The organism is Larkinella punicea, from assembly GCF_003334855.1.
In the GTDB taxonomy this organism is placed as follows: domain Bacteria; phylum Bacteroidota; class Bacteroidia; order Cytophagales; family Spirosomataceae; genus Larkinella; species Larkinella punicea.
Genome location: NZ_QOWE01000015.1, coordinates 1 through 25,903, shown reverse-complemented (window position 1 = coordinate 25,903; position 25,903 = coordinate 1). Strand labels below are relative to the sequence as shown.

Sequence of the window (25,903 nt, the reverse complement as noted above, 5' to 3'; positions counted from 1 at the left end):
ACGTACCATGGAATCCTTAACCATCCTGATTATTGAAGATGATTTGTTGACGGCTCATGACCTCAAGGGAGCGTTGGAAAGTGCCGGGCACCGGGTGCCGACGATCGCCCGGAATTACCACGAAGCAATGGCCGCTATCCGGCGACAACCCCCGGATATGGCGCTGGTTGATATTCATCTGGAACGATCTGCGGCTGACGGAATTACGACCGCCAGGGATATGCTGGCCATGCATTGGATGCCGATTATCTACCTGACCGCCAATTCAGAAACGCCGACGTTTCAACGGGCCAAAGAAACCGAGCCAATTGCGTATCTGATCAAACCCTTTCACCAGAATGAAATTGTCTTTCAGATCGAATTGGCCTATACGAATCGTTCATTGAGCCATCGGCCCAGCCACACAGCGGTTCCCGAGACGTTATTTCTGCCGATCAATAAGGGGTATGAAAAGGTGGTGCTCCAGGAGGTTCTCTATCTGCTGGCGGAGGGAGCCTATGTCAAGGTTTTTATGGTCAATGAAGAAAAACCGCATCTGTTGTCCATGAATCTGGGCTATCTGGCTCAGTATTTCCCTATCTCCTATTTCTACCGGTTGTCACGCTCACTGTTGATCAATCTGAACCACATCGAACGTTTGGAAAGAAACCAGTTGTTTATGCGTAATCACGGTAACCCCATTTCTGTTCCGGAAAGCAATCGGACCGATCTGCTAAAAAAGCTGGGGGTGATCCGGACCCGATAAGAACGAAAACCGCTTACCGTCTCCGTTTTTTCTTTGACGACGAACGTTTGGCCGGAGCCTTTTTTCGTCCGGACGACTTTTTGCGAACCGTCTTTTTCCGGGACGAGGTCTTCTTTTTGACCACTTTCGCTTTCGCCGGAGCAGCAACCGTGGCTGCCGCTGCCGTTTCGCCCTGTTTGGCGGCCAGCAGGTAAATCAGCGAAGCCGTGCCGTCCATCGTTGGCTCATTCGTACTGTAGTCGCCGTAATCGTCGTGGTAAACGACCAGATCGCTCTGAAACTCCGCATATTCATCCGGCTCTTTCAGCTCGATCCCGATCAGATTCTTGTAAATCCGGCCATACACCGGCCCGTCGACCAGACCGCCATCGATGGGATAGTTTTTGAGGTGGGTGAAGGCCGAGTGGGGATCGGCGGGCGTATCGGCTCCGGCTGGTAAACCGTACACAAAACTGGTTCCCCACGGATTGCAGCCAAACAGCCAGTCGAAACAGGCCTGTTCGAGTTGCAGATAGCGGGTATCGCCGGTTAATTTGCGGTACCAGTAACACTGAATGGCGAAAGACGTCGTCAGGTTATTGCTACACCAGATGAACGGAACGCCCCGGTAAAACGCGTTGCTCTGCGCCTTCTGCCAGACTTTCTCGATCCCATCCCGGTAAAAACCGACCATGTGTTGCCGACGGGTATCGACGACCCGCTTGGCGACCTCGAAATGGCCGATGTTAATGAACGGGTACCACTGGTAATGCCGGGCCGTATCGGTTCCCAGCCAGGGTGTTACCGGTTCGATCAAACCGTAGGCGTAGGCGCTATTGAGGTAATCGGCGGCTTTGTAGCCCTGCACCCGGGCGGCATTGTACATCTCGACAGCCGCCAGTTCCATGTCATCGACGTAATTGTCTTCTTCGTAAAAATAGGGTGCCCTGCCCGGCGCAGTCTGGCAAACACCCGGTTTTTGCAGGCCGAGCATGTAAGCACTTTGCGCCCGTTCCCACAATTTGTCGGCATAATCCAGATCCCGTTTGCGCAACACCTGGTAGCCCAATGCAAACGCGCTGCTGAATTTGCCGGCCGTGGAAGCAACGCCCGTTGCGCGGTTTTTGTGTTTGAAAAGACCCTGCGGTTTTCCCGTCGCAAAATACACGGGCCGCTCATAGCCCTTTCCATACGCCGAATCCCGTTTGGGAATGCGCAATCCCGAGTGATCCCGGTCGTCGGCCAGTTGGTTGAACATCCAGTCGTCTTTGGGGTGCATTTTCAGCAGCCAGTCGAGGCCCCAGCGTGCTTCGTCCAGCACATCAGCCTGGTTGTTCGTTCCTTCCAGCCCGTTGGCCAGATGATGATCACCGAAAACTTTCGGAAAATCGCGAAAAGCGGCCAGCAGGTGGTAGGTGGCGTTGGCGGAGGTCGGAACGTATTGCAGGTAGTCGGAAGCATCGTGCCAGCCGCCCGACACATCGATGTGGGTGCTGTCGGGCATGGGGCCATACATCGTATAGCCGTCGTGGGTATGGCACGAATCTTTCAGGAAGGGATTGTAACCGCTGCGTTGCTGGCGCATGTAGCGCAGGCAAAAATCAGCCGCTCCGTTGTATACGTCGTCAGCAATCCGAAATTCGGGCGATTGGATGGTACCGGTTTTGAGGTAGTAGGTACCCGGTTTGCGGACGCTGGAAAAATCCAGGCGGTGGGTTTGCACAAAAGGGCCATACGCACCGAAGTCTTTCCCAACCGAATTTTCATAAACGACTTTTCCGGTTTGGGCGTCAATGACCTGAAAAGGCTGGGCAACGGCTTCCTCCGTTTTTCCGACCCAGATGGCTACTTTCGTACTGGCAGGCCGGTAGCCGAGGGAATTGATTCGTATCCAGGCCTGTTCGTCAACGGTGGATTTGAACGCAAAAAGCCAAACAATAAAACCAAACAGCAAAAATAATTTCCTCATCGATAGGCAAGTTACAACTTTTACCGGTTGCAGAGGAAACTCCCGTTAAATGAAATAAACCCATTCCCGACTTTGGCTAAAAATCGTCAGGAATGGGTTCACGGATGGATATAGTATAAAGATAAGCTACCAATACGGTTAGTAGCGCCGTTCGAGCATTTCGAGAATACGCAGCCACGGCATGCCACTGCGTATAAATTGATCCAGCGGAATCTCCGAAAGGAGATTAAAACGCTTTTCCAGACTCTCCTCAATAGGTTGATCTTTTTTAGATGAATGCTGACGATATAACTCATCGCCCATCATGCTGGATAAGAGGTAATAGCGATTGTATTGCATACGATTACTTAATCTTTTCGGTGACACAAAGGTAGACTACAAAACGCCTTTCTCCAACCCGTTAAAACAGTTTATTCGAATCAACCTGCTTCTAATCAGGGGAAAACGAATGGTTTAACCGACTTGGAATGAACTCGTCCCACCGGATAAAATGGTGGGATATACTTAATAGACGCAACTTAGTCTCAAAAGTCACTTTTCGATTTTTTTTTGTTAGTATGTGGTTAGGATTCCGCCCCCCGAATAGCTCCGCAAACTGCCGTCATACATCGCGTCGGCAGAGACCGGCCCCAGCGCAAACCGCCCTTTGGACACCACCCGGACGAGGTAATAAAAGGTTTTAACGGTTGTTCCGGCCGAGGTGAAAAAATGAATGCGGTCGTCGCGCACGTCGAAGTGTTCCGGCGTCGAAGCCCCTTTGATCCAGGGCATTTCACGCGGTTCGGTCAGGCGCGGATTTTCGATCTCAAAACCGGCGGGCAGCATGTCCGTCACCACCACGTTGTTAACCGCAATTCCGTTGTCGCTCGCCAGTGAAATCCGAACCACCACCAGGTCATTCTGTTTGAACGATGATATCGGCGCGCCATCGCGGTCCAGAAATTCCCGACGCACCCGTAACCCGGCATCTTCTTCGGTGTAGTTTCCTGTTGCGCTCAATCCTTCGGTTTGGGCAAACCAGTAGAGATTTCCGCTGCCCTGAGCCGCCAGCTTCAGTTTCCGGTTGGCAATGCCGGTGGTCAGATTCAGGGTTTTGCCGGTAAACTGCCCAACGGTTTTTCCATCCGCCGACAGCGTGGCGGTGGCCGTCGCAGTAGCGGCTTTTTTGGCAATTTTGCCCAGCGCCAGTACGGCAAAAACCGACTCCTGCGTGTTCAGATACGAACTGGTGTTCAGGGCCTGCGAAAGTTGCCGGGCCAGCGTCGGAATCTGCAAATTGTCCGGATCGGTTTCCAGCAAGGTGTTTAGCACCAGCGCCAGATTCCGAATTGGCGAGGCATAGCTGCCACCCGATTGCCGCTGGTTGGTCGTATTGGTGAATTTTTTGGGCAACAAAGCCGCGTAGCTGCGTGTATCACCAGTCAGGTAAAACGCGGCTGCCAGCAGATACCGACTGTCTGGTGTTATCGAATTTTCGTTCGGCCGCAGGGCTGCGGTTTTGTAATAATTCATCGCCGGGCGATTGGGTTGCCCACCCAGTGCCAGGGCGTATAACCCGTACAGATTCTGCCGACTCACCACTTTACGAACCGTGTTGCCGGTTTCATCACGAACCATTTCATCCTCCAGCGCGGGGCTGCTCGTGCGAACATTCAGCCGATCCAACGCTTTGCTATATACCGACGGACTGACTTCAAAACCGGCGCGTCGGGCTTCGGTCAGAAAATGAACCGCATAAGCCGACGCCCAGCCGTCTTCCGTCGGCAAACCGGGCCACATACTAAAACCGCCGTCGGCCAGTTGCATCGATTCCACGCGCCGGATGGCTTCCTGAACGGTGTAATTCGGATTCAGATCACTGTCGCCCGAACGCACAAAATAGGTGCCCGGTTTGCCCATCGTTTTGAGCACTTCGGCAAAATACAACTGCGGAAACGCCTTAGAAATGGTTTGCTCCATGCAACCGTACGGATAGCCAAGCAGATACGACAACTCCTTGCTCAACTGAATCATCGGCGACCGGCTGACGGTCAACTGACTCCGCACCGTACCGGGAATGTATTGGTTGGTCAGATCGATGGTTTGGGATTGATTGGCGGCTACGACGCCCGATTGGGCGGTTTTCAGCAAAGACGTCACCGGACGAACAGTAAGGTCGAGACTTTCGCTGAATGTTTCGTTCAGACCTTTCACCAAAACCGTTATGTTGCCCGTGCCGATGGCGGTTTTTGCTTTCACGGCGAAGGTCGCGCGGGCTTCCTGCCCCGGCCCGATGGTGAGTTGCTGCGTAGTCGTGCCGTTAGCCAGTAAAGCCCCGCTCAGTTTCAGCGAAGCCGTCACGGTTGCCGGTTTTTTGGTGGTATTGCTGATTGTCACGGGCAGACTCAGCTCGTCGTCCGGACTCAAAAACCGGGACGCGCCGGTGCTGATGACGAGCGGATCGGCCACTTTCATGTTCTTCGTCGCCGAACCGAACGCCTTGCCTTTGTAGGCAACAGCCATGACCCGCAAATCGCCCGAAAACTGCGGAATCGCCACGTCGAAACTGGCTTCTCCACTGCCGTTGGCTTTCAGAACACCGCTCCACAAGGCCACCAGTTTCACCCGCCCGTTGCTCAGTGGATTGATGCGTTTGCCCAGATTATAGCCGTCACCACCAAACGACGAACGGCCGGAAATGGCCAATTCAGGAAACAGGAAAGCATACAGATCGTGGCTATTAACTTCCAAAGCCCTTTTCTGGTAAAAATAACCGTGGATGTCGGGCGTCTGAAAATTCTTCAGTTGCAGAATCCCTTCATCAACGACGGCCACGGTCAGTTCGGCGTTGGGGCTGGTTTTAACCGAAATATGCTGTTTTGTTTTGGAACGGGATTGCGTTACCGCCGTAATTTCCACCGGTAATTTGGTGTCCGGATCTTCAACCTGGATGGGCGCAAAACCGTGCGCCACCATGAGCGGCAGATTGGACCCATCGACGGGCCGAATGAGCGTAGCCGTCACGTAAACCGTTGGCAGGTGTTCATTGGACAAACTGAAGGTCAGTTCGGCGGATTTCTGATCGGTTTCCAGCACATGCGTTTCCAGCACTTTGTTGCGTTCCAGCGTCACCAGCAGTTTTCCGGCAAACGGCGTTTTGAACAGTACTTTCGCTTTGTCACCCACCTGATACTTTTCCTTGTCGAACTCCATCAACACCTGCCCTTCGGTGCTGACTTCGAACGACGAACTTTGGGTCGTGCCAAAACCGTAGGCATAATACGAAACCGCCGTGTAAGCCGCAGCCACCTCGCCGGATTTTCCCGTCCGCCGGATGCGCACCTCGTATTCGCCCGAAACCGTCGGTACGTAACTAAATTTCGCCCGGCCGTCCCCGAAACTCAAATTATTGGTGTAAACGACTTTCTCGCGTTTTTTCGAGACATACCGCAACTGGTCGTACTGTTTTTCAACAACCGTCTGGTAATCAAACCGAACGACCTCAGCCTGCGCCGTAGCACCTTTCTGTAATGATCCGTTTCGATCCACCGCCACCACTTCAATGGGCAGCGGAACGTTGGTGCCGACGTATGAATCGGCCAGCCGAATGCCGTAAAACGTTTCCTGCGTGAACACATCGAGTTGCTTCAGGCGATTGACCGGGCGGCTGTTTTCGTCAAAAACCGTGACGAACAATTTGCCTTCCAACACGCCGATGTCGCGGTAGCTGGTCGAAATCGGAAACCGTTCAACGGCCTGACCGTTGGCGTCGGTCACGCCCTGACGCAGATTTTTTTCAAACGAGGTGTTGCTTTCGATGGCAAAGGTGTAGTCCGGGAATTGTTTGGCCGTAAACGCCCGCTGCTTCAGTTGCAGGTCCATTTCGTAGGTTCGCCCGGTGGCTGGCGGGCCAAACAGGTTCGTGGCCGTGGCGGTCATCGTGACGGTTTCGCCGGTTTTGTAGGCGTCGCGCTCCGTACGGGCTTCCACCCGGATGCGGTCGGGAATAAACTCCTCGATGCTGATGTTCCGCGATGCCAGCAAAACGTCGTTGGCGTTGTAAATTTCCGTGACGTACGTTCCCGTGACAGCCGCCGGGTCGATCGGTACATCGGTGGCCACGGCACCCTGTTCATTGGTCGATTGGCGCAGCACCCGGTATTCTTTACCGTTGGGCGACAGGACTTTAATTTTCAGCGGAATCTCGCCGACGCTTTCCCAAACCGGGTTTCGGATGATGGTGTTGAAGTGAATCGTTTCGCCGGGGCGGTAAATGTTGCGGTCGCCGTAGACAAAGGCATCAAAACCGGTCGGGTTGTCGCGTTTGCCCTCCACTTCGAAGCGCGATGTTTCGACTTTCGCGTCCTGCAACAACAGGTAATTGAAATCATCTTCGGTTTTGGACAGCACCATCGCCAGCTTGGAACCGGGCGTTTTCTCCGCTATTTTTTCGAAATGCGCGACGCCTTTGCCGTTCGTTTGCACCGTGGCAATGACCTGGTTGTTGCTGCTGATCAGCGTGATATCGACATTCGCCAGCGGCTCGGCGGTTTTGATGGAGTTGGCAAACACCCAGACTTCGTCGTTGCCCTGTTTGGTAATCAGGCCAATGTCCGACACCGAAATCAGTTTGGTCGCGCTGATGTAGGCGTCGTCTTTTGAACTGACCGTAACGAGGTAAATCCCACGGGGCGGATTCGGGCTGGACGCGGTTTGGTCGGGAAGAGACAGGTTCAGGGCCGAAACGCCTTTGGCTTTGGGTAAATTGGTCGTTTCAACGGTTTTCTGAACAATGATATCGCTGTAATTCTGTTGTTCATCGTCGTAATAATAGTGCGTTCCCAGCGGTTTCCATTCGCCGTCGATTTCACCACTTTCTTCGTAGCGACCCGAGCGCAGGTAGTGCAGAATGTTATTTTCGTAAACCTTCGCAATTTTCACGTCCACTTTCGGCACGTTGACGATGTTGACACCCACGTTTTTCGCACCTTTCGACGAAAGGTAAACCGCCCGTTTGTTGACGAACGAAATACCGGCGGGCATTTTCCCGAAAAACACGTCTTTCGAAACCGTTTCGTCCAGTCGTGCGCCCAAAACGCCTTTTAGCTGGTCAGTGAGCGTCAGCACGTAGGTTTCGGTTTCGTTGAAATTACCGCGGATGGTAAAACCGTTTTCGGTGAGTTCGGCGCGGCTTTCGGCTTCCGGTGTCAGGGTATAATAGCTGCTCAACTGGCTGGCCTGCAATTCCTGCGTCGTGATGACCCGGATAACGCCTTCGTTGTTTTCAAAACCGGTTTTTACGTCTACCACCTCCAGGCTGTATTGCGAGGGGAGCGCGGTCGTTTGTTCAAACGCTTCTTTCGTGCTGAAAGCCGTATTCGGGACTTTCAGGCCTTGCCCGATCTGAATTTTCAACGGGGTTTCGCTGCGGGAAGCGGGGGCATTGGCGAGCGTAACCGGGATGGTTTCGTTCAGCGACGTTTGCAGAACCTGTGTCATCAGCGGTTTTTCCGCTTCGGCTTCAATTTTTAGTAAACCGGCCAATTCGGCTCCGCTCACCGGGTAATTGAAATTCAGTTTTGCTTTGGCAACCGGTCGACCGTTCTCGCCCCGCGTCCACCAGAATTCGGTGTCGGCGAGCTGGAGATAGGGTGTGTGGAAGGCAATGGTTTCATTATCGAGGGATAGTTGCGCGTCTTTCTGCTGCCGAATCAGGGCGTTGTTCAGTTCGGCTTTGTACTCTGTCGCCGGTTTGAACGCAACCGCTGGCGAAAACACCAGTTCGTTGGGGGCAGTCCACTTGAAATTGCCCGCAACCGCCGGTTCAAAAACTACGTATTGCGTGGAATCCCATTCGTTGAGCCGACCTTCCGGCACGAGGTCTTTGCTGAAAGTAAAGACCAGATTCTGGTTCCGGCCCACTTCGTCTTCAAAGTTTTGATTGATCAGCCGGACCGAATTACTGAGGTGGGAACAGGTGCTAAAAAAAAACAGGACGCTAAGGGCCGTTAACGAACGAAGGTACGTCTTCATGGTTTGGAATTGTTACGGAGAAGAACGGCGAAAGGTCTTAAAAATAGTTGGCATTTTGCAATACGAATGAATAAATGGTGGTTTCAGGCTGGTAATCACCGCTATTGGCAGGGTTTCTGGAAACAAGAAAGAGATTGACGAACTTGCTACTAATCACAGATGAACTATGAAAAAAAGTACCGGCCTGAACGATTACCATAGCAGCAGAGCGCACGATTGAGCAAGAAAGTCTCCGAACAGCCCTTACTATCGTCGGAGGAATTCACCGAGCAAGTCCGGCGGTTGAGCAGCCAGCGGATAAACAATAAAGCCGACCGCGAATCCGCAGTCGGCTTATACAATTTTGGTTTTTAGTTGTGAAGTTAATCGGTCGGTCTAGCGATTTTTCGTAAACCACTAGACCTGAGTTTCTTAGAAAATATATTTATTCTCCGCAATCATCGCATCGGCAATACGACGGCGGGTGTCTTTCAGGTTCAGCGGTTCAATTTTTGTAAAGCGTTTCAGGCCCATCAGCATTACGCGGAGTTCGTCGCCTTCGGCAAATGACGAGATGGCGGCCCGACCGGCGTTGTTGACTTTCTCGACGGCTTCGTGCAGATACACCAGTGCCAGATCTTTCTGCAACGCGACCGAGGATTCTCCCTTGAGGCCCGTCAGTTTTTCAACCCGCAGCAAAACCGACTCGGCCACGTACAGTTCAATGACCATATCGGCCAGATTCATCAGGATTTCCTGCTCATCCGACAGTTTCGTCATCAGTTTCTGAACAGCCGCACCCGCTACCATCAGAATGGCTTTTTTCAGATTCCGCAGCACTTTTTTCTCGGCAGCAAACAGCACTTCTTCTTCGTCGGCACTGAAATCCGGGATTGACATAATCTCTTTCGAAACCGCCATCGCCGGCCCCATCAGATCGAGTTCGCCTTTCATGGTTCGCTTCAGAATCATGTCGACGGTCAGCATCCGGTTGATTTCGTTTGTGCCTTCAAAAATCCGGTTGATGCGGGCATCGCGGTAAGCGCGATCCATCGGCGCGTCCGCCGAATACCCCATGCCGCCGTACACCTGAACGCCTTCATCGACCACGTAGTCCAGTGCTTCGGAACCGTGGACTTTCATCATGGCGCATTCGATGGCGAACTGCTCCAGGGCTTTTAGTTTGGCTTCCGAATCGCCCAGGCCGTTGGCTTTCAGGGTTTCGATCAGGTCGTCGATATTCTGACCGGCGCGGTAACAGGCGGTTTCACAGGCGTAAACTTTCACCGCCATTTCGGCCAGCTTGTGCTTGATCGCGCCAAAACTTGAAATCAGTGTGTTGAACTGCTTGCGTTCGTTGGCATACCGGATGGCATTGTTGATCACTTCTTTCGACCCACCGACAGCGGCCACACCGAGCTTGATCCGGCCAATGTTGAGAATATTGACAGCAATTTTAAAACCGTTACCCCGCGTCGACAGCAGATTTTCGACCGGCACTTTGCAATCGTTGAAGAAAATCTGGCGGGTGTCGGAGCCTTTGATCCCCATTTTGTGCTCCGGTTCATTCATCGTAATGCCGCCAAAATCTTTTTCGATAATGAACGCACTCAGGTTCTTGTCCGGTTGGCCGCTGCCATCATCTATTTTGGCAAAAACAATGAACAGATCGGCAAAACCGCCGTTCGTGATCCACATTTTCTGGCCGTTGATGACGTAGTGCTTGCCATCTTCGGTCAATTTGGCTTTCGTTTTGCCGGAGTTAGCGTCCGAACCCGAATCCGGCTCGGTCAGGCAGTAGGCCGCTTTCCATTCGCCGGTCGCCAGTTTAGGCAGATATTTTGATTTTTGATCATCGTTGCCGTAATACACAATCGGCAGGGTTCCGATGCCAGTGTGCGCCGACAACGCCACGGAGAACGAATGCCCGGCGCCGGTTACTTCCGTCACCAGCATCGACGTATTGAAATTCATGCCAAAACCGCCGTATTCTTCCGGGACCGACGTGCCGAGCAAGCCCAGTTCGCCGGCTTTGTCCATCAATGAAGCAATTAGATCCGGCGATTTGGCCTGGTCGATTTCATCCAGACGAGTCCAGATTTCGCGCTCCAGAAATTCGCGGCAAGTCGCGGCAATCATTTGTTGTTCTTCCGAAAATTCCTCCGGAATGAACACCTGGGAGGCATCGGTTTCTTTGATCAGAAACTCTCCGCCTTTCAACGATGCTTTATGGTCCGTTGCAATCATGATGTGTAGGTCGAATAGGGGTTTATAGGTTGGTATGCAGGCATACCGTTACCATGCAAAAGTAAAAAAAGTAGGAATAGTATGCAAGCATACGGGTTTAATTTGACGGCGATTTTTAGTGGGGATTATGTCTTCGGTTTGTTAACGAAACGGGTCATTTGGTAGCTATAAAGTATAAAATTCTTGCCGTTTTTGCTTGTACATGTATGATTTAACTGTATATTTCGTCTATTATTGGGTACGACTATTGCGTAGGTATGATCCAGGAAAATAAATTCAGACCAGCGTTGTTGCGGAACGGCCTGAATCCGTCGTTCATCAGACGACTGTTTGGATTGAGTTTAGGTCTTCTGCTTCAGGGTGGAGCCGTTCATGCTCAGGGTGTTCCCCGCATTGATAACCGACTGGAGTTTGCCGGCGTAACGATTCTGTTGACCCCGGCCACGCAGCATTCTGTTCAACAGGAAGCGGAATTGTTATATGTCAATCGGGCATTGGTGACGGCCCGATTGGAACGAATGAACGCCTACTTCCCCATTATCCGGCCTCTCCTGGCTCAGCATTCCCTCTCCGACGATTTTTTATTTCTGGCGCTTCATCATCCGATATCAGTTTCCGATGAGGCTTCTTCCGGTTTTTGGGCTTTGGACAAGACGGTCCTGCACGATCTTCGAACTGACGTTTTTGTGGATGAACGGCGGCATCCCGTCCGGTCAACGCGGGCTGTTTTAACCCGATTGAAACAATTGCACACACGAAAGCCGAACTGGGTGTCGGTTATTCAGCGATACGATCAGTTGTTGCGCGGAGACTCGACCCAGCTTTTGGCCCAAGACCCCGTAGATGGGAAAACTTACGCCCTCAATGACCCGCAGGATGTGTTTTTAATCCGGTTGCTGGCTTCTAAAATGGTTCTGGAACGCGCCTTGTCGGTTTATCATCCCCAGAAACAAACGGTTTTGTTTCCGTATGAAGAGACCAGAGGAAAAAGTCTGTCGCAAATCGCGGAAACGTGTCGGGTTAGCGAAGCCCTGGTCAGTCAATACAATACCTGGTTAAAAGCACCCCGCATACCGGACAATGAGGATTATACGGTTTATGTCCCGGCAACGCCGGAACAGTATGCCGGGTTGAAACAGCAAACCGGTTCGTCGGGCGAGCGTCAGGCGGCTCTTCAGGATGCTGGTTTTCCGGTATTACAAAAAAGTACGGCGGAACCCGGTAAACGGGGCGGGATATTCTACCAGATCAACGGAAAAAAGGGAATTCAGGCGCAGTTATTCGACAACCGGATTACGCTGGCTTATGAGGGCAACGTGAAAGTGAAAAAGTTTCAGCGGTATAACGACCTGCGAAGCGACCAGCCGATTGTGGCGGGTGAAATTTATTACCTGCGAAAAAAAAGGAAACGGGCTAATGTGCCGTTTCACATTGTCAGACGTGGACAGTCGCTCTGGGCCATTGCCCAGCAATACGGGATTAAACTTCACAAACTGATTGCGTACAATGGGGTCAATCCCGAGCAGCAACCTGCGGTGAACCGGATTTTATGGCTGCAGAAAAAGCGGCCTTCCAACCTGCCGGTTGAGTATTACCGCACACCCGCCGAACCACCTTTGACGCCTAAAACCGAACCGGTTCTGGCTGTTACCAAACCGGATTCGGCCGATCAGAAACCCGTCGTTTTGAAACCGGAGCCGACTGAACAGCCCGAGCGGCTGACGGTTGCCGAAAAGCCCCTGACCACCGTTCCGAGCCGAAGCACTCTGTCGACGCTGGACAGTATGATTGCGGCATTGAACGAACCGGAAGCCCCGCAGTTCCGCTCGGGGGCGACCAAAACCATTCAGCCCGTTCGCGTAATGGAGAAAGCCGTTCCGGCGAAGGAAACCGAAGAGGAGCCGGAAGAGGTGAGTGGTCCGCTGATTATGCACGTGGCGGAAAAAAGTGATACGTATGCGACGGTGGCCCGGAAATACAATGTAACGGTGCCGCAGTTGTACCTCTGGAATAATTTGTCGGCTCAAAAACCGCTTCGGCCCGGTCAGGCGTTGTTGATCGATCAATCGAAGTCGCCCACGAAAACCGGTTTAGTACCGTTGGCGGCTAAACCCGCCAAACCCGCTCCGGCTCGACCGCCTGTGGCAAAACCGGCAGCTCCGGTCACAGTGCCAACCCAATCAACGGATGAACTGATTCATGTGGTGAAACCCGGCGAAAATATGTACAGGATTGGTTTGCGCTATAACGTAAAACCGGAACAGGTTCGCCAATGGAATCATTTGCCGGATTTGACGGCGGTTGTGGGGGCACGATTGGTGATCCGGAAAAAATAAAAGGGGCCGAAGCCCCTTGTGTAATGTAGCCCCTAAATCCCCTAAAGGGGACTTGGACACAGCTTACTCCAAATGCAGAAAGTCCCCTTTAGGGGGTTGGGGGCGAAAAGAGGCTCGAAATTGCCAACTTTAACGCTCATGATTTCCAGAACTTAACAGCCCTGCCCTTTAGGGGATTTAGGGGTATCAGGCGGTTATTAAAGCCGCTCAAAAATTCCGGCAACACCCTGACCGCCACCGACACAGGCCGAAACCATGCCGTACTTCTGGTTCTGACGCTCCATTTCATTCAATAACTGCACCGACAGCCGAGCACCCGTCGAACCCAGCGCGTGGCCGAGCGCAATGGCCCCACCGTTCGGGTTGATTTTGCTGCGATCCAGCCCGAGTTCCTGAATAACCGCCAGCGATTGGGCCGCAAAGGCTTCATTCAGTTCAATTTGATCGATATCATCCTGTTTCAACCCGGCTTTTTTCAGGGCTAACGGAATGGCGTTCACCGGCCCGATGCCCATGATGCGCGGTTCTACGCCAGCGGCTGCGTAAGACACCATCCGGGCTTTCGGTTTCAACCCCAGTTCGTTGACGAGCTTTTCGGACATCACGATGACAAACGCGGCACCGTCGGATGTTTGCGATGAATTTCCTGCCGTGACCGAGCCGCCAGCCGCAAAAACCGGTTTCAGCTTGTTCAGGGCTTCAAAACTGGTGTCGGCGCGTGGGCCTTCGTCTTTGCCAACGGTCCATTCGCGGGTTTTCTTCTTGCCTGAATCGGCATCGAAATACGTCTCTTTCACCGCAATTGGCACAATTTCACCGTCGAATTTTCCGGCTGCCTGAGCCGCCAGGGCTTTCTGGTGTGATTCAAAGGCAAACTGATCCTGGTCTTCGCGGCCAATTTTAAACTGCTCGGCCACCTGCTCGGCGGTCAGGCCCATGCCGATGTAGTAGTCCGGGTGTTTCTGCGCGATTTCAAAGTTCAGGGCGGTTTTCCAACCCATCACCGGCACCAGCGACATCGACTCGGTACCACCCGCAATGATGCAGTCGGCCAGCCCGGCGTGAATTTTGGCCGACGCGATGGCGATGGCTTCGAGCCCCGATCCGCAATACCGGTTGATGGTCATGCCCGGCACGCTGTTGGGCAGCGACAGCAGGGCAATATACCGGGCAATCTGCATGCCCTGCTCGGCTTCCGGCACGGCATTGCCGACGATGAGGTCTTCGACGCGCGCGGGGTCAAAATTCGGCACCTGTGCGAGCAAGTGTTTGATGACTTCAGCCGCCAGATCATCCGGGCGGGTGAGCCGCAATCCGCCCCGGGGAGCTTTCCCGACGGCGGTTCTATAGCCAGCTACGATGTATGCGTCCATTTTTTATTGAGATTAAAGAGGTTAGACATGAGACAAGAGAAACTCTTAAGTTTAGGAAGAAATTTGACTTTCAAACTTTTTGTGAAGTGAGAATATCATTTTCTGTATCTCATGTAGTTTCCGGATTATTTCTTGAACAATAGTTTCTGCCAGGAAATTTAGACGATTTGCAACGATTAGTTGTGTTTCTAATTCGTAGGATGAAGCCAGCGATATAGATAAGAAACGGGCGAATTCCTTATTACTACCCCGTCCAGATCCTTCCGCGATATTGGAAGGAATGGAAACTGCCGAGCGTTTAATTTGTGAAGACAAACCGAATTTCTCGTCATTTGGAAACAGGGTAGTCAATTGGTAAATAGCTGTCACAAAATCTACCGATAACTGCCATACTTTTAAATTTCTGAAATTGTGTGTTTCCATCTTCTAAATGTGAGATTATAATGAAAGGTCTTTACTCTCTTGTCTCACATCTCGCATCTAAAAAATCAATTTCTCGGCGGCTTCCCCCCATTCAATAACCCCTGAATCCGCTCCAGCGTCTTTTTCTCGCCGGTTAACGAAAGAAAAGCTTCGCGTTCCAGATCGATCAAATATTGCTCGCTGACGTTTTGTGGCGAACTCAGATCACCACCGCAAATGACATACGCCAGCTTTTCGGCAATTTTCTGGTCGTGGTCGGAAATGAAGCGGCCCATGCGCATGGCGGTAATCCCGGCTTTGAACAGCGCAATCCCGGTTTTTCCCTGCACCTTGATGTCTTTGCGCGGTTTGGGTTGCGTGTAGCCGTTTTCAGCCAGTTCGATGGCGACCTGCTTGGCTTCGGCAATCAGGCGGCTGCGGTTCAGCACGATTTGCGCTGAGGGCAACAGGTAATTCATTTCGCGGGCTTCCTGCGCCGAAGTCGAGACTTTGGCAGTGGCAATGTTCATGAACATGCTTTGCAGAATGTTCAGTTCGGGGTCGCCGGTTTGGTAGAGATCGCTGGCGCGGGCGGCCATTTCTTTTGTGCCACCCCCCGCCGGAATCAGGCCGACGCCCACTTCCACCAGACCCATGTACAGTTCGGAATGGGCCACCACCCGGTCAACGTGCAGGTTCAGTTCGCAGCCCCCACCGAGGGCCAGGGAATGCGGAGCGCCCACGACCGGAATGGACGAATACCGCGCCCGCATCATCGTCTGCTGGAACTGCGCAATCATCAGATTGATCTCGTCAAATTCCTGCTCGATGGCAAACATGAACAGCGTCGCCAGATTGGCCCCCGCCGAATAGGCTTCCGACGAGTCATTGCCGATCACCAGGCCGCGGAAATCCTTTTCCGCCAGGCTGATGGCTTTGTGGATGCCTTCGATCACTTCGGCCCCCATCGTATTCATTTTGCTGCGAAATTCCAGGTTCAGAATCCCGTCGCCCAGGTCGTAGATGACCGAACCGGCGTTTTTCCAAACCACATTGTTCGACAAACTTTCCAGCAAAATAAACTGCTCGGTTCCCGGAATGGCTTTGTAGCTCTTCGTTGGAATGTCATAATACTTCCGTACTCCGCCTTCCACTTTGTAGAAACTCTCAAAACCGGCATCAAGCAGATCGTAAACCCACTGCGCCGGTTTAGCCCCCTGCGATTCAATCAGGTCAATTCCCTTGCGAATGCCGATGGCATCCCATGTTTCGAACAGGCCCAATTGCCAGCCAAAACCAGCGGTGATGGCGGCATCGATGCGGTAGAGTTCGTCGGCGATTTCGGGAATGCGGAGACTGGCGTACCGGAACTGGTCGGCGAAGGTTTTGCGGTAAAACTCCCCGGCCTTGTCCTGACCGGCCAGCAGAACCGAAAACCGCTTTTTGAGGTTGTCGATGCTTTTGGTGCCTTCCAGCGTCGCGAATTTGACTTTCTGCGACGGTTTATACTCGAACGTTTTCGGGTCGAGCGCCAGAATAACCGACTGACCCTTTTCGTCCTTGATTTTTTTGTAAAATCCCTGACCGGTTTTGTCGCCCAGCCATTTGTTTTCCATCAGTTTCTGCATGACGGGCGGCAACTGGAAGGTGTCTTTCGACTCGTCGTTGGTCAGCACGGTCAGCAGGTTGTTGGCGACATTGGCGGTCGTATCCAACCCGACGACATCCGAGAGCCGGAACGTTCCCGATTTCGGGCGACCCACCACCGGGCCGGTCAGTTTATCGACTTCCTCCACCGTCAGCCCCATTTCTTCCGCCACGCGAATGGTTTGAATCATGGCGTAGATCCCCAAACGGTTGGCGATGAACGCGGGCGTGTCTTTGCACAAAACCGTGGTTTTCCCCAGATACAAATCGCCGTATTTCATCAGAAAATCGATGATAGCCGGGTCAGTTTCGGGGCCGGGAATGATTTCGAGCAGGCGCAGATACCGGGGCGGATTGAAGAAGTGGGTTCCGCAGAAATGCCGCCGGAAATCCTCGCTCCGGCCTTCGGTCAGCAGGTGCATCGGAATCCCGGAGGTGTTCGAGGTGATCAGCGTGCCCGGTTTGCGGTATTGCTCGACGCGCTCGTACAACGATTTTTTAATATCCAGCCGCTCGACCACCACTTCCATAATCCAGTCGTATTTGCCGATTTCGGGCAGATTATCGTCGAAATTTCCCAGCGTAATCCGTTGGGCGAATTTCGGACTGTAGAGCGCGGCCGGGCTGGCTTTCAGCAGATTCTGAAACGCATCGTTCACAATCCGGTTGCGGACGGCGGGTTTATCGAGCGTCAATCCTTTGGCTTCCTCGGCGGGTGTCAGTGTGTTAGGGACGATGTCGAGCAGCAGCACATCGACGCCAATGTTGGCAAAGTGGGCGGCAATGCGCGATCCCATAATGCCGGAGCCCAGAACGGCTATTCGGCGAATTCGGCGGTTTTTGGCGGTCGGAGTCCGGCCTTCTGGTTGTGGTTTTGCAAGGGTTGCTTCCATGGTATTGAAATAGGGTCTGGATCTTTATTGAAGAGTAGAGAGATGAGACCAGAGAAGAAAGACTGGGTCGTCCGACGAATTGTCTTACCTCTCTGGTCTCATCTCTCTACTCTCTTGTCTCATTTCTTTACTCTCCTTCACTTCATTGCGAATTCGGTAATGCCACTCGCTTTCATTTTGGCATTTTCATCCTCCACCAGCCGGTTGATTTCCTTCATGACGTCGAAGAAAACCACCAGTTTTTCCAGTGGAATATTTTCCCGGATCAGGTTATTGAACTGGATGACGCCTTCGCGGGCTACTTCGCGTTTCTCTTTCCCCGCATCCGTCAGCACGATACGGACAAACCGTTTGTCGTTTTCGTCGATGACCCGCCGAATCCAGCCACGTTCTTCCAGGCTTTTCAGCATCCGGACGAGGCTGCGTGGCTCCATGCCCAGCAACGGCCCGATTTTGGTAGCGGGCGTGCCTTGTTCGGTGTCGATGTTTAGCAACACATAGCCGATTGCCATCGTCATATCGTAGCGGATTGCGTAAGCATTGTACATGCGCGAAATCGCGTGCCAACCCGTTTTAATGTGATAATCGACGGTTTTCTCTTTCTTCATCTTCAGTTCTCGTTGCTCGTTAGGGGCCATCAACTGTAAAGCTACTATATAGACGAGGTATTATGCAAGCATACTATTGAAGAAATGAAGATAAAATTGGGATAAAACCGGACGACAAAGAGCGCACAAAACCGCTACTTCTCCTCCCTGATCACCGCAATCGCTCCTTTGGCACCCACCGCCCAGCATTGGCCGCCCGAACAGTCGATAGAATGAAAAGCCGAATCGTCAATTTTGGTCCAGGTTTTTCCGAAATCGTCGGTATAACCTGTTCCCGATGGCCCCACCGCAATGAACCGCTTGCCCGACAAGCGCCCGACGGCTTCTTTCAATCCCGGCGGGTCGGTGGGAGTGCCGGCTTTCCAGGTTTTACCGCCATCGGTAGTTACGGCCACGTTCTGCCAAACGCCTTTTTCATTTTTGTAATCGCCCCCGACGGCCATGCCATTCTGGCCCTGTGCATCGAACCAAAGCCCAAAGATGCCGGCCGTTGGACCCGCCGGAATGGGCGTTTCGATCATTTGCCAGGTCGACTCGGGTGTTGCCGCCGTATACAATCGTCCGTTGCCAACGCCCCCCGACGCAATCCAGGCCCGCTGATAACTATTCATGCGCCATTTATACCCCCGCGTGATCAGGCTGGTTCCGCTGGCGGCAAAGGCGGCTTCACCCGTGGGAAGCAGAGGCAGGTTTTCCGCCGGAACCCGCTTCCAGTTTTTGCCGCCGTTCGTCGTGGTCATCACATACCAGGTTCCATTAACCGGATCGCTGAACACCATGCCTTCCCAGCGGTTCCAGAAATCCATGGAGTCGAAAAAAACACCGGGCTGTTTGGTCTGGTAAATGAGCTGCCATTTTTTACCGCCGTCGTTGGTGCGATACAATCGGGCCTGGCCTTTCTCGGCGGGGCCTGCGGCCATTAGAATGGCTTCTTTGGCACTGAAAGCCTGGACATCGCGGAAGTCGCAGCTTTCGGCCCCCGGCACGGTTCCGGTTTTCCAGGTTTTCCCGCCGTCGGCCGTGTGGACGAAGGTACCTTTGCTGCCGCCCACCCAGACTACCTTCCGGCTCACCGCGCTGACGGCCCGAAAGTTGGCGTCGGTGCCGCTGGTTTGGGGTTGCCATTGCGCAAAAACAAGGGAAGGAAGCAGCAGGAACAAAAGCAGTTTCATACGGGAAAAGAGCGGTTTTAACAGGATTAAATAGCAATACAGACCAGTTTTGAAAACCAGAACCGGCAAGGTAGTTTATTTTTGTAAACGGCTTTTCGTGAATGGTAACCGGATTGGTGCCGATTCACGTATGTTTGTTCCGAAATACTGCTAACAACAACGAACAGAATACCTTATGAAAAAGATTTTCGCCCTTATCGTAGCCTTCGGCTGGAGCGTACTGACGTATGCACAAGCGCCGGAGGATGTGGTTTCTGCCAAAATTAACGGGAAAGAGTGGCAAGCCAAAGCCCAGCGGCTGAATCTGCCCTTTACCGGTGTCAAATACCTCGCCATTGCCGGGATGAACGTAAGCCCGGATGTGCAGACCTGGATTCGTTTTGTGTATGTCGACCAACTGAAACCGGGCACCTACCCGGTTATTGCGGAAAACGACCGGGAGATGGAAAAGAAATACAAGGAATCGAACGGCAACGTGATTTGGGCGCTGGTCGATTACACGGAGGAAGCGAAAGGATTGGGCCACGCGTTCCGCGATGGGGAGTCGTGGAAAGGGACGGTGACGATCACCAGTGTGACGGATAACAGCATTGAAGGTACGTTTGAGGCCACGTTAAAAGAAGTGACGTATAAAAAACGCGCCCTGGCCACCATTTCCGGTTTTGGAATCCGGCAGAACCTGGAAGACAAAGCCATCACGGCGGCCGGTGGCGGGATGTTGACCAAGTCGGGTCCGCACGACCACGACAACACCAAACGCACCGAAGGCAGCGGTGAAATCTCGATCACCGAAGGCAAGTTTAAGGTGAGCTGGGGCAAGGATTCGGCTAAAAAAGACAAATAATACCCACCAAACGGTTATGCCCACCGGGTATTCGTCAACGCGAATACCCGGTGGGCTTTTTTATGCAGGGGCTAATCATCATTTCCGGTAGTAAAATATAGTAACGAGTCATGCGTTAGATTTACACACTTTTTTCAATTCGCATCAACGAAACGAACCTAATGAAAATTTCTGTGAACGTGCGGCAGTCTGTCTGGATGGTGATGGCAGGGCTTGGTTTTTGGATGACTGCCTGTACGAAAGACCCGTCGGTTACCCCGCAGTCGCCGGTGAGTGGCACACCTGCAAAAGCCGACCAATCGGTGAATAACTGGATTCTGGAGAACATGCGGGCGGTGTATTACTGGAATGACAAAATGCCGGCCAATCCGGATACAATGCTGGCAGTGGCTCCATTTTTTTATTCCCTGCTTTACGATTATAACAACAGAGCCAACCCGGAGCGTGACCGGTTTTCGTGGATTCAGGAAAGTGCCGCCGATCTGAAAGCCTCGTTGAGTGGGGAACAAAAAACAACGGGTCTTGAGGTCAAGTATTTTCTGCGATCAGCAGGTTCGACGGAGGTCGTTATCAAAGTGTTGTATGTTTTACCCGGTTCTCCCGCCTACAAAGCCGGCCTAAAACGGGGCGATATTATTACTACCATCAACGGCCAGAAACTGACCACCGGAAACTACGCTTCTCTGACCAATAATCCTACGACTTTCAACTACGGTTTGGCCAAATTGGAAAGTGACAAAATCGTGGATACCGAAGTCGTGAAAACGGTTACGGCGGAAGTGTTTCAGCAAAACCCGGTTTTTCTGGATTCGATTTACGCGATTGGTGGAAAAACGATTGGCTATCTCGTCTATAATCAGTTTATCCCTGGCCCGAATGGCAGCACAACGCCCACCTACGACCAGAAACTGGAACAGATTTTCAGTAAGTTCAAGGCGCGGGGTGTCAATGAATTGGTGTTGGATTTGCGCTACAATCCGGGCGGTTATGTGTCGTCGTCGGTCAAGCTGGCGAGTATGATTGCCAAAGGAGTCGATAATACGAAGACGTTTTACCGCACGGAATACAACAAGGATGTGATGGCGGAACTCCAGAGCCAGAACCAAACGGCTCAGTTAACGACCCGCTTTCAGACCAAAGCGCAAAACATTGGCGGCAACCTCTCGCGGGTGTTCGTCCTGACCACGGGCGGAACCGCTTCGGCCAGTGAATTGATCATCAATGGCTTGAGGCCTTTTATGCCCGTGATAACCATCGGCGAAACTACCTACGGCAAGAATGTGGGTTCCATTACGATCTCGGACAAAACCGGCAAAATCAAGTGGGGCATGCAACCCATTGTTTTCAAGTCTTTTAATGCCCAGAACCAGTCGGATTATTCGACGGGATTTACGCCAACAATCATAAAAAACGAACCGCTGGCCTTAAAACCATTGGGAGATTTGGAAGAAGAGTACCTGAACGCGGCCGTGGCCCAGATTGTCGGCAACGGAACGGCCCGCATCTCCGCCGATCAGGGGCCACAATTGCCCGCCATTGGCTCCTCAGTTGAACGCCGGGCCGGAGGCAGTAACATGTTCGACGACCGGAATCCGTTGAATTGGTGATGGGTTTGTGTTTCAAATGAATCATAAATGTAAAATGACGAATGCTAAATGTAAAAGTGTTTGAAGAGCGCGTTTCCACTTTTACATTTAGCATTCGTCATTTTACATTTATAATTCTCTAGTTATCCAAAATACCGCCCCAACGCAATTAGCGGTAACGAATCCGTTGGCGGTTTGAAAAGGTACGTCCAGCAATCGACCAAACCATCGGCGGTTTGGACCGGCACGACAGCCCGGACATATTCATCTCCTTCGTAGTCATCGAGCGTTTCCTGCTCCTGTTTCCACACCGATTCTGTGAACGAATAGACTTCCCCATACACATTCGTTTGGGCCATCGGGTCATAAACCGCTCCGGGGTACGTGCCAAGATCGTATAACCGGCCGGGGAAAAAAGCCGGTCCGAGAAGCCGGGCTTTTTGACGTAAATCCTGCGCCATTGGGTGTTTTGACGCACTCAGCAGGGTTCCGTAAACAAAAAGATGGATAAAAGACGTTGTAGAAGTAGACATGCGATAGGCGGTATTCACCAGGATATTTGTAAATTTAAACCAAAAGTTAGCTTGCCCGTCGCATGTGAACTCGTCTACTCGCCAACCTATGTACGATAAAACCATTGGAACCAAACAAAAAGGGCTGCGAATCAACCTCGACCGGCGGATTTACGGCTCTTTTGCCGAAATCGGGGCCGGGCAGGAAACCGCAGCCATGTTTTTTAAAGCCGGGGGCGCGTCGGGAACCATTGCCAAAACCATGTCGGCGTATGATATGACCTTCAGCGATGCGATTTATGGCCCGGAAGAAAGCGGGCGTTACGTGGTCGAATCGCGGCTGATCAAAATGCTCAGCAAAGAGTACAGCCTGATGGAAAAACGGCTGGCCGAACAACGCGGAGAAACGACTACATTTTTTGCATTTGCCAATACCGTTGTTGCACTTAACTATCAGAAAACCAACGAATCACACGGCTGGATTGGCCTGCGGTTTCAACTCGAGCCCAAAGGGCCTTATAACGACGTAATCATCCACGTCCGGATGCTCGACAACGAGAACGTGTTGCAACAGCAGGCGCTGGGTGTGATTGGTGTCAACCTGATCTACGGCTGTTACTACTACCATAAATCACCGGAAACCTTGCTGTTGTCGCTCATGGATGATCTGTCGCCGGAGCGCATCGAAATTGACATGATCCGTTTCGATGGGCCGGATTTTCCCAACGTCGACAACCGGTTGATGAGCCTGTATCTGGTGCGAAACGGTTTTACCAATGCGGCTTTGTTCGGGCCGGACGGGCGGGTGTTGCAACCCTCGGAAGCACTCTATAAACGCCATATCGTGCTGTTGCGCGGGCGGTTGCGGCCTGTCACCAACGTTCACGTCGATATGCTCAGCAATGGCCTGAAGCAGTTTCTGGAAGAACCCGAAATTGACCCCAACCGCGTGGTGACCATCGCGGAGTTAACGCTCCACAACCTGGCGGCCAACGTCGATCACGGGATCGACGAGAAGGATTTTCTCGATCGCGTCGATATTCTGTGCTCGCTCGGACAAACGGTGATGATTTCGAGTTTTCTGGAATATTACCGGCTGGTTTCGTACCTGTCGCGGCTGACCCGCCTGAAAGTGGGGCTGATTCTGGGCATTCCCAATCTGGAATATATTTTTGAAGAGCAGCATTATAAAAACCTGCCGGGCGGTATTCTGGAGTCATTTGCCACGCTGTTCAGCCGGAAAGTGAAACTTTTTGTGTATCCAACGCTGCTCTCCGACGGCGTGATTTACCGGTGTCAGGATTTTCAGTTACCGCCCAACCTGCAACCGCTGTATCAATACCTCATCGCCAACGACAAAATCGAAGACATTACCGATTACAACGAAGAAAACCTGCACATTTCGACCGACCGCGTGCTGCAAATGGTCAAAGCCGGGGAAGATGGCTGGGAAGCGATGGTGCCCGAGGGCGTTGCCAAGATCATCAAGGACAACTGCCTGTTCGGCTATCCGTGTGAGGTACACTTTCAACCCGTTACTCAACAAGTTCAGACGGCAACTCCGAATCCCTGACAGCGGTCGCAGACCCTGTCAGGGATTGGCCTGCTTGAATTTTACTGCATACGAAAAGGTGGGAAGTTGAACGGGAATGGAAATAATTCTATTTTGCCGTTCTTTTAGCCAAAAAACACTCCCAAATGAACCACCTTCAACCCGCCGATTACGCGGTGTTCCTGCTGTATTTTGTCATAGTATCCGGCTACGGTTATTGGATCTACCGTCGTCGGAAATCCGCTGAAACCAACACCAAAGACTTTTTTCTGGCCGAAGGATCGCTGACGTGGTGGGCCATTGGAGCCTCGCTGATTGCGTCGAACATCTCCGCCGAACACTTCATCGGCATGGCCGGGTCGGGGTTTGCCATGGGGCTGGCCATTTCGTCGTACGAGTGGATTGCGGCTGCTGTGCTGATCATCGTGGCGGTTTATTTCATTCCGATTTACCTGAAAAACCGCATCTACACCATGCCGCAGTTTCTGGCGCAGCGGTACAACGACACCGTCAGCACGATTCTGGCCATTTTCTGGCTGATCGTTTACGTACTCGTTAACCTGACGTCGATTCTGTATCTGGGGGCCATCGCCATCGAATCGCTGGCCGGGATTTCGTTCACGACCTGCACCATCGGGTTGGCCCTTTTTGCCATTTTTATCACGTTGGGCGGTATGAAAGTCATCGGTTATACGGATGTCATTCAGGTGGTGGTGCTGATCACGGGCGGTTTGGTGGTGACGTATCTCGCTTTGCAACTGGTGTCCGACAAATTGGGTATTTCAGGCGTCTGGAACGGTTTGCTGTCGCTGCGCACCGAAGCCGATTCCCACTTTCATATGTATTTTCCGGAAGGTCATCCGCACTACAGTGTGTTGCCCGGTATGGCGCTGGTAACGGGCGGCATGTGGGTGAACAATCTGTCGTACTGGGGTTGTAATCAGTACATTGTACAACGGGCGCTGGGGGCCGATTTGAAAACCGCCCGGAGCGGTATTCTCTTTGCCGCTTTTCTGAAACTGATGATTCCGCTGATTGTCGTGATTCCCGGTATTGCCGCTTATGTGCTGTTCAAAAACGGCACATTTCAGACCGAAATGACCAGCAATGGTGCGGTCCGGCCCGACAATGCCTACCCGGTTTTGATGAATCTGCTGCCAGTGGGCATGAAAGGGCTGGCGTTTGCCGCTTTGACGGCCGCCGTAGTAGCTTCGCTGGCGGGGAAGTGCAACAGCATTTCGACCATTTTTACGCTCGATATTTATAAGAAATTCTTCGACAAAAACGCGTCGGAGCAGAAACTGGTGCGGGTAGGGCGGTATGCGGTGGTGGTGGCGTTCATCATCGCCATCATCATTGCGCCCATGCTGCGGTCGTTCGATCAGGTGTATCAGTATATTCAGGAATACACCAATTTCATTACGCCGGGCGTTTTCGCCATTTTCCTGCTGGGCTTTTTCTGGAAACGCGCCACCACGCGGGCGGCATTGACGGTGGCCATCGTCACCATTCCGTTGTCGACGCTGCTCAAATTCTGGGCAGAAGTGATGGAGACGTTCGGGGTTCAGGCGGCTGACATTCCGTTTCTGCACCGGACCATGTGGGTTTTCTGCATCGACATCGCCATCATGTTCATCGTTTCGCTGACCGATCCGGCCAGTCACCACAACGAAAAAGGCCTGGAAATCGACCGGCAAATGTTCAAGGTAACGCCGTCGTTCATCGCCGGTTCGGCCTTGATTCTGGGCATTCTGGCGGTTTTGTATGCAAATTTCTGGTAGTGTGTTTTGATAATAGCCCACGGTTTATTCATTACCGAGCCGTTGTTGCCCCGTAAGGGGTTCCACAGCGCAGCGTCGGTAGCAGCAAATGAATCGCCTTTCCCTGCGTGCCGATCATACCTTTGCTCACTACCCTATCTGATTACCATTAACCGAATTATCTTTGGTAGTCACTCGGCTGAGCGGTAGGGGATGGATAAAAACAGCAGTGCCTTAGGTGCCTGACACCGTTACCTATGTGTGTTCCCATCCCCCTGCTTTAACCC

General features: G+C 52.4%; 16 protein-coding genes. 6 read left to right on the top strand and 10 right to left on the bottom strand.

The features are described 5' to 3' along the window. The first annotated feature begins 7 nt into the window (after window positions 1-7). Window positions 8-745 carry a response regulator gene (locus DUE52_RS18230; RefSeq protein WP_114407474.1) on the top strand — a complete coding sequence of 246 codons (738 nt, stop codon included), beginning with the start codon at window positions 8-10 and terminating at the stop codon, window positions 743-745. Between the two features lie 13 nt (window positions 746-758). Here the strand turns inward: DUE52_RS18230 and DUE52_RS18225 are convergent, their stop codons facing one another. The 4 genes from DUE52_RS18225 to DUE52_RS18210 all read right to left on the bottom strand — a co-directional run bounded on the left by DUE52_RS18225 (window position 759) and on the right by DUE52_RS18210 (window position 10,931). Continuing rightward, entirely contained in the window at window positions 759-2,693 is a 1,935-nt protein-coding gene (locus DUE52_RS18225; RefSeq protein ID WP_114407473.1) for a glycoside hydrolase family 9 protein, read from the bottom strand. A 138-nt stretch (window positions 2,694-2,831) separates the two neighbouring features. Next, window positions 2,832-3,032 carry a hypothetical protein gene (locus DUE52_RS18220; RefSeq protein WP_114407472.1) on the bottom strand — a complete coding sequence of 67 codons (201 nt, stop codon included), beginning with the start codon at window positions 3,030-3,032 and terminating at the stop codon, window positions 2,832-2,834. Window positions 3,033-3,245: 213 nt separating this feature from the next. Continuing rightward, the gene (locus DUE52_RS18215; RefSeq protein ID WP_114407471.1) at window positions 3,246-8,705 is read right to left on the bottom strand and encodes an alpha-2-macroglobulin family protein; all 5,460 of its coding nucleotides are present in this window, start codon (window positions 8,703-8,705) and stop codon (window positions 3,246-3,248) included. Between the two features lie 411 nt (window positions 8,706-9,116). Continuing rightward, window positions 9,117-10,931, bottom strand: coding sequence for an acyl-CoA dehydrogenase FadE (locus DUE52_RS18210; protein ID WP_114407470.1), 1,815 nt, complete (start codon window positions 10,929-10,931; stop codon window positions 9,117-9,119). A gap of 257 nt (window positions 10,932-11,188) precedes the next feature. Between DUE52_RS18210 and DUE52_RS18205 the strand changes: the two genes are divergently transcribed. Further along, window positions 11,189-13,267 carry a LysM peptidoglycan-binding domain-containing protein gene (locus DUE52_RS18205; protein WP_114407469.1) on the top strand — a complete coding sequence of 693 codons (2,079 nt, stop codon included), beginning with the start codon at window positions 11,189-11,191 and terminating at the stop codon, window positions 13,265-13,267. A 197-nt stretch (window positions 13,268-13,464) separates the two neighbouring features. On the opposite strand, the gene DUE52_RS18200 is transcribed toward DUE52_RS18205, so the two are convergent. The 5 genes from DUE52_RS18200 to DUE52_RS18180 all read right to left on the bottom strand — a co-directional run bounded on the left by DUE52_RS18200 (window position 13,465) and on the right by DUE52_RS18180 (window position 19,362). Beyond that, window positions 13,465-14,640, bottom strand: coding sequence for an acetyl-CoA C-acyltransferase (locus DUE52_RS18200; protein WP_114407468.1), 1,176 nt, complete (start codon window positions 14,638-14,640; stop codon window positions 13,465-13,467). A gap of 51 nt (window positions 14,641-14,691) precedes the next feature. Further along, on the bottom strand, window positions 14,692-15,063 hold the full coding sequence (locus DUE52_RS18195) for a four helix bundle protein (protein ID WP_114407467.1): 372 nt from the start codon (window positions 15,061-15,063) through the stop codon (window positions 14,692-14,694). 65 nt (window positions 15,064-15,128) lie between these two features. Next, on the bottom strand, window positions 15,129-17,582 hold the full coding sequence (locus DUE52_RS18190; protein WP_114407466.1) for a 3-hydroxyacyl-CoA dehydrogenase/enoyl-CoA hydratase family protein: 2,454 nt from the start codon (window positions 17,580-17,582) through the stop codon (window positions 15,129-15,131). A gap of 137 nt (window positions 17,583-17,719) precedes the next feature. Then, the gene (locus tag DUE52_RS18185; protein ID WP_114407465.1) at window positions 17,720-18,190 is read right to left on the bottom strand and encodes a MarR family winged helix-turn-helix transcriptional regulator; all 471 of its coding nucleotides are present in this window, start codon (window positions 18,188-18,190) and stop codon (window positions 17,720-17,722) included. Window positions 18,191-18,324: 134 nt separating this feature from the next. After that, on the bottom strand, window positions 18,325-19,362 hold the full coding sequence (locus DUE52_RS18180) for a beta propeller repeat protein (RefSeq protein WP_114407607.1): 1,038 nt from the start codon (window positions 19,360-19,362) through the stop codon (window positions 18,325-18,327). A 175-nt stretch (window positions 19,363-19,537) separates the two neighbouring features. Between DUE52_RS18180 and DUE52_RS18175 the strand changes: the two genes are divergently transcribed. Together DUE52_RS18175 and DUE52_RS18170 are read left to right on the top strand one after the other, a co-directional pair. Beyond that, window positions 19,538-20,206, top strand: a complete 669-nt coding sequence (locus DUE52_RS18175; protein ID WP_114407464.1) for a hypothetical protein — start codon at window positions 19,538-19,540, stop codon at window positions 20,204-20,206. Window positions 20,207-20,367: 161 nt separating this feature from the next. Further along, window positions 20,368-21,813, top strand: a complete 1,446-nt coding sequence (locus DUE52_RS18170) for a S41 family peptidase (protein WP_114407463.1) — start codon at window positions 20,368-20,370, stop codon at window positions 21,811-21,813. A 122-nt stretch (window positions 21,814-21,935) separates the two neighbouring features. On the opposite strand, the gene DUE52_RS18165 is transcribed toward DUE52_RS18170, so the two are convergent. Further along, window positions 21,936-22,325, bottom strand: coding sequence for a gamma-glutamylcyclotransferase family protein (locus DUE52_RS18165; RefSeq protein ID WP_165840969.1), 390 nt, complete (start codon window positions 22,323-22,325; stop codon window positions 21,936-21,938). Between the two features lie 88 nt (window positions 22,326-22,413). On the opposite strand from DUE52_RS18165, the gene DUE52_RS18160 reads away from it, so the two are divergent. Together DUE52_RS18160 and DUE52_RS18155 are read left to right on the top strand one after the other, a co-directional pair. Further along, on the top strand, window positions 22,414-23,877 hold the full coding sequence (locus tag DUE52_RS18160; RefSeq protein WP_114407462.1) for a TonB-dependent receptor: 1,464 nt from the start codon (window positions 22,414-22,416) through the stop codon (window positions 23,875-23,877). A 125-nt stretch (window positions 23,878-24,002) separates the two neighbouring features. After that, window positions 24,003-25,637, top strand: a complete 1,635-nt coding sequence (locus DUE52_RS18155; RefSeq protein ID WP_114407461.1) for a sodium/sugar symporter — start codon at window positions 24,003-24,005, stop codon at window positions 25,635-25,637. Window positions 25,638-25,903 lie beyond the last annotated feature (266 nt).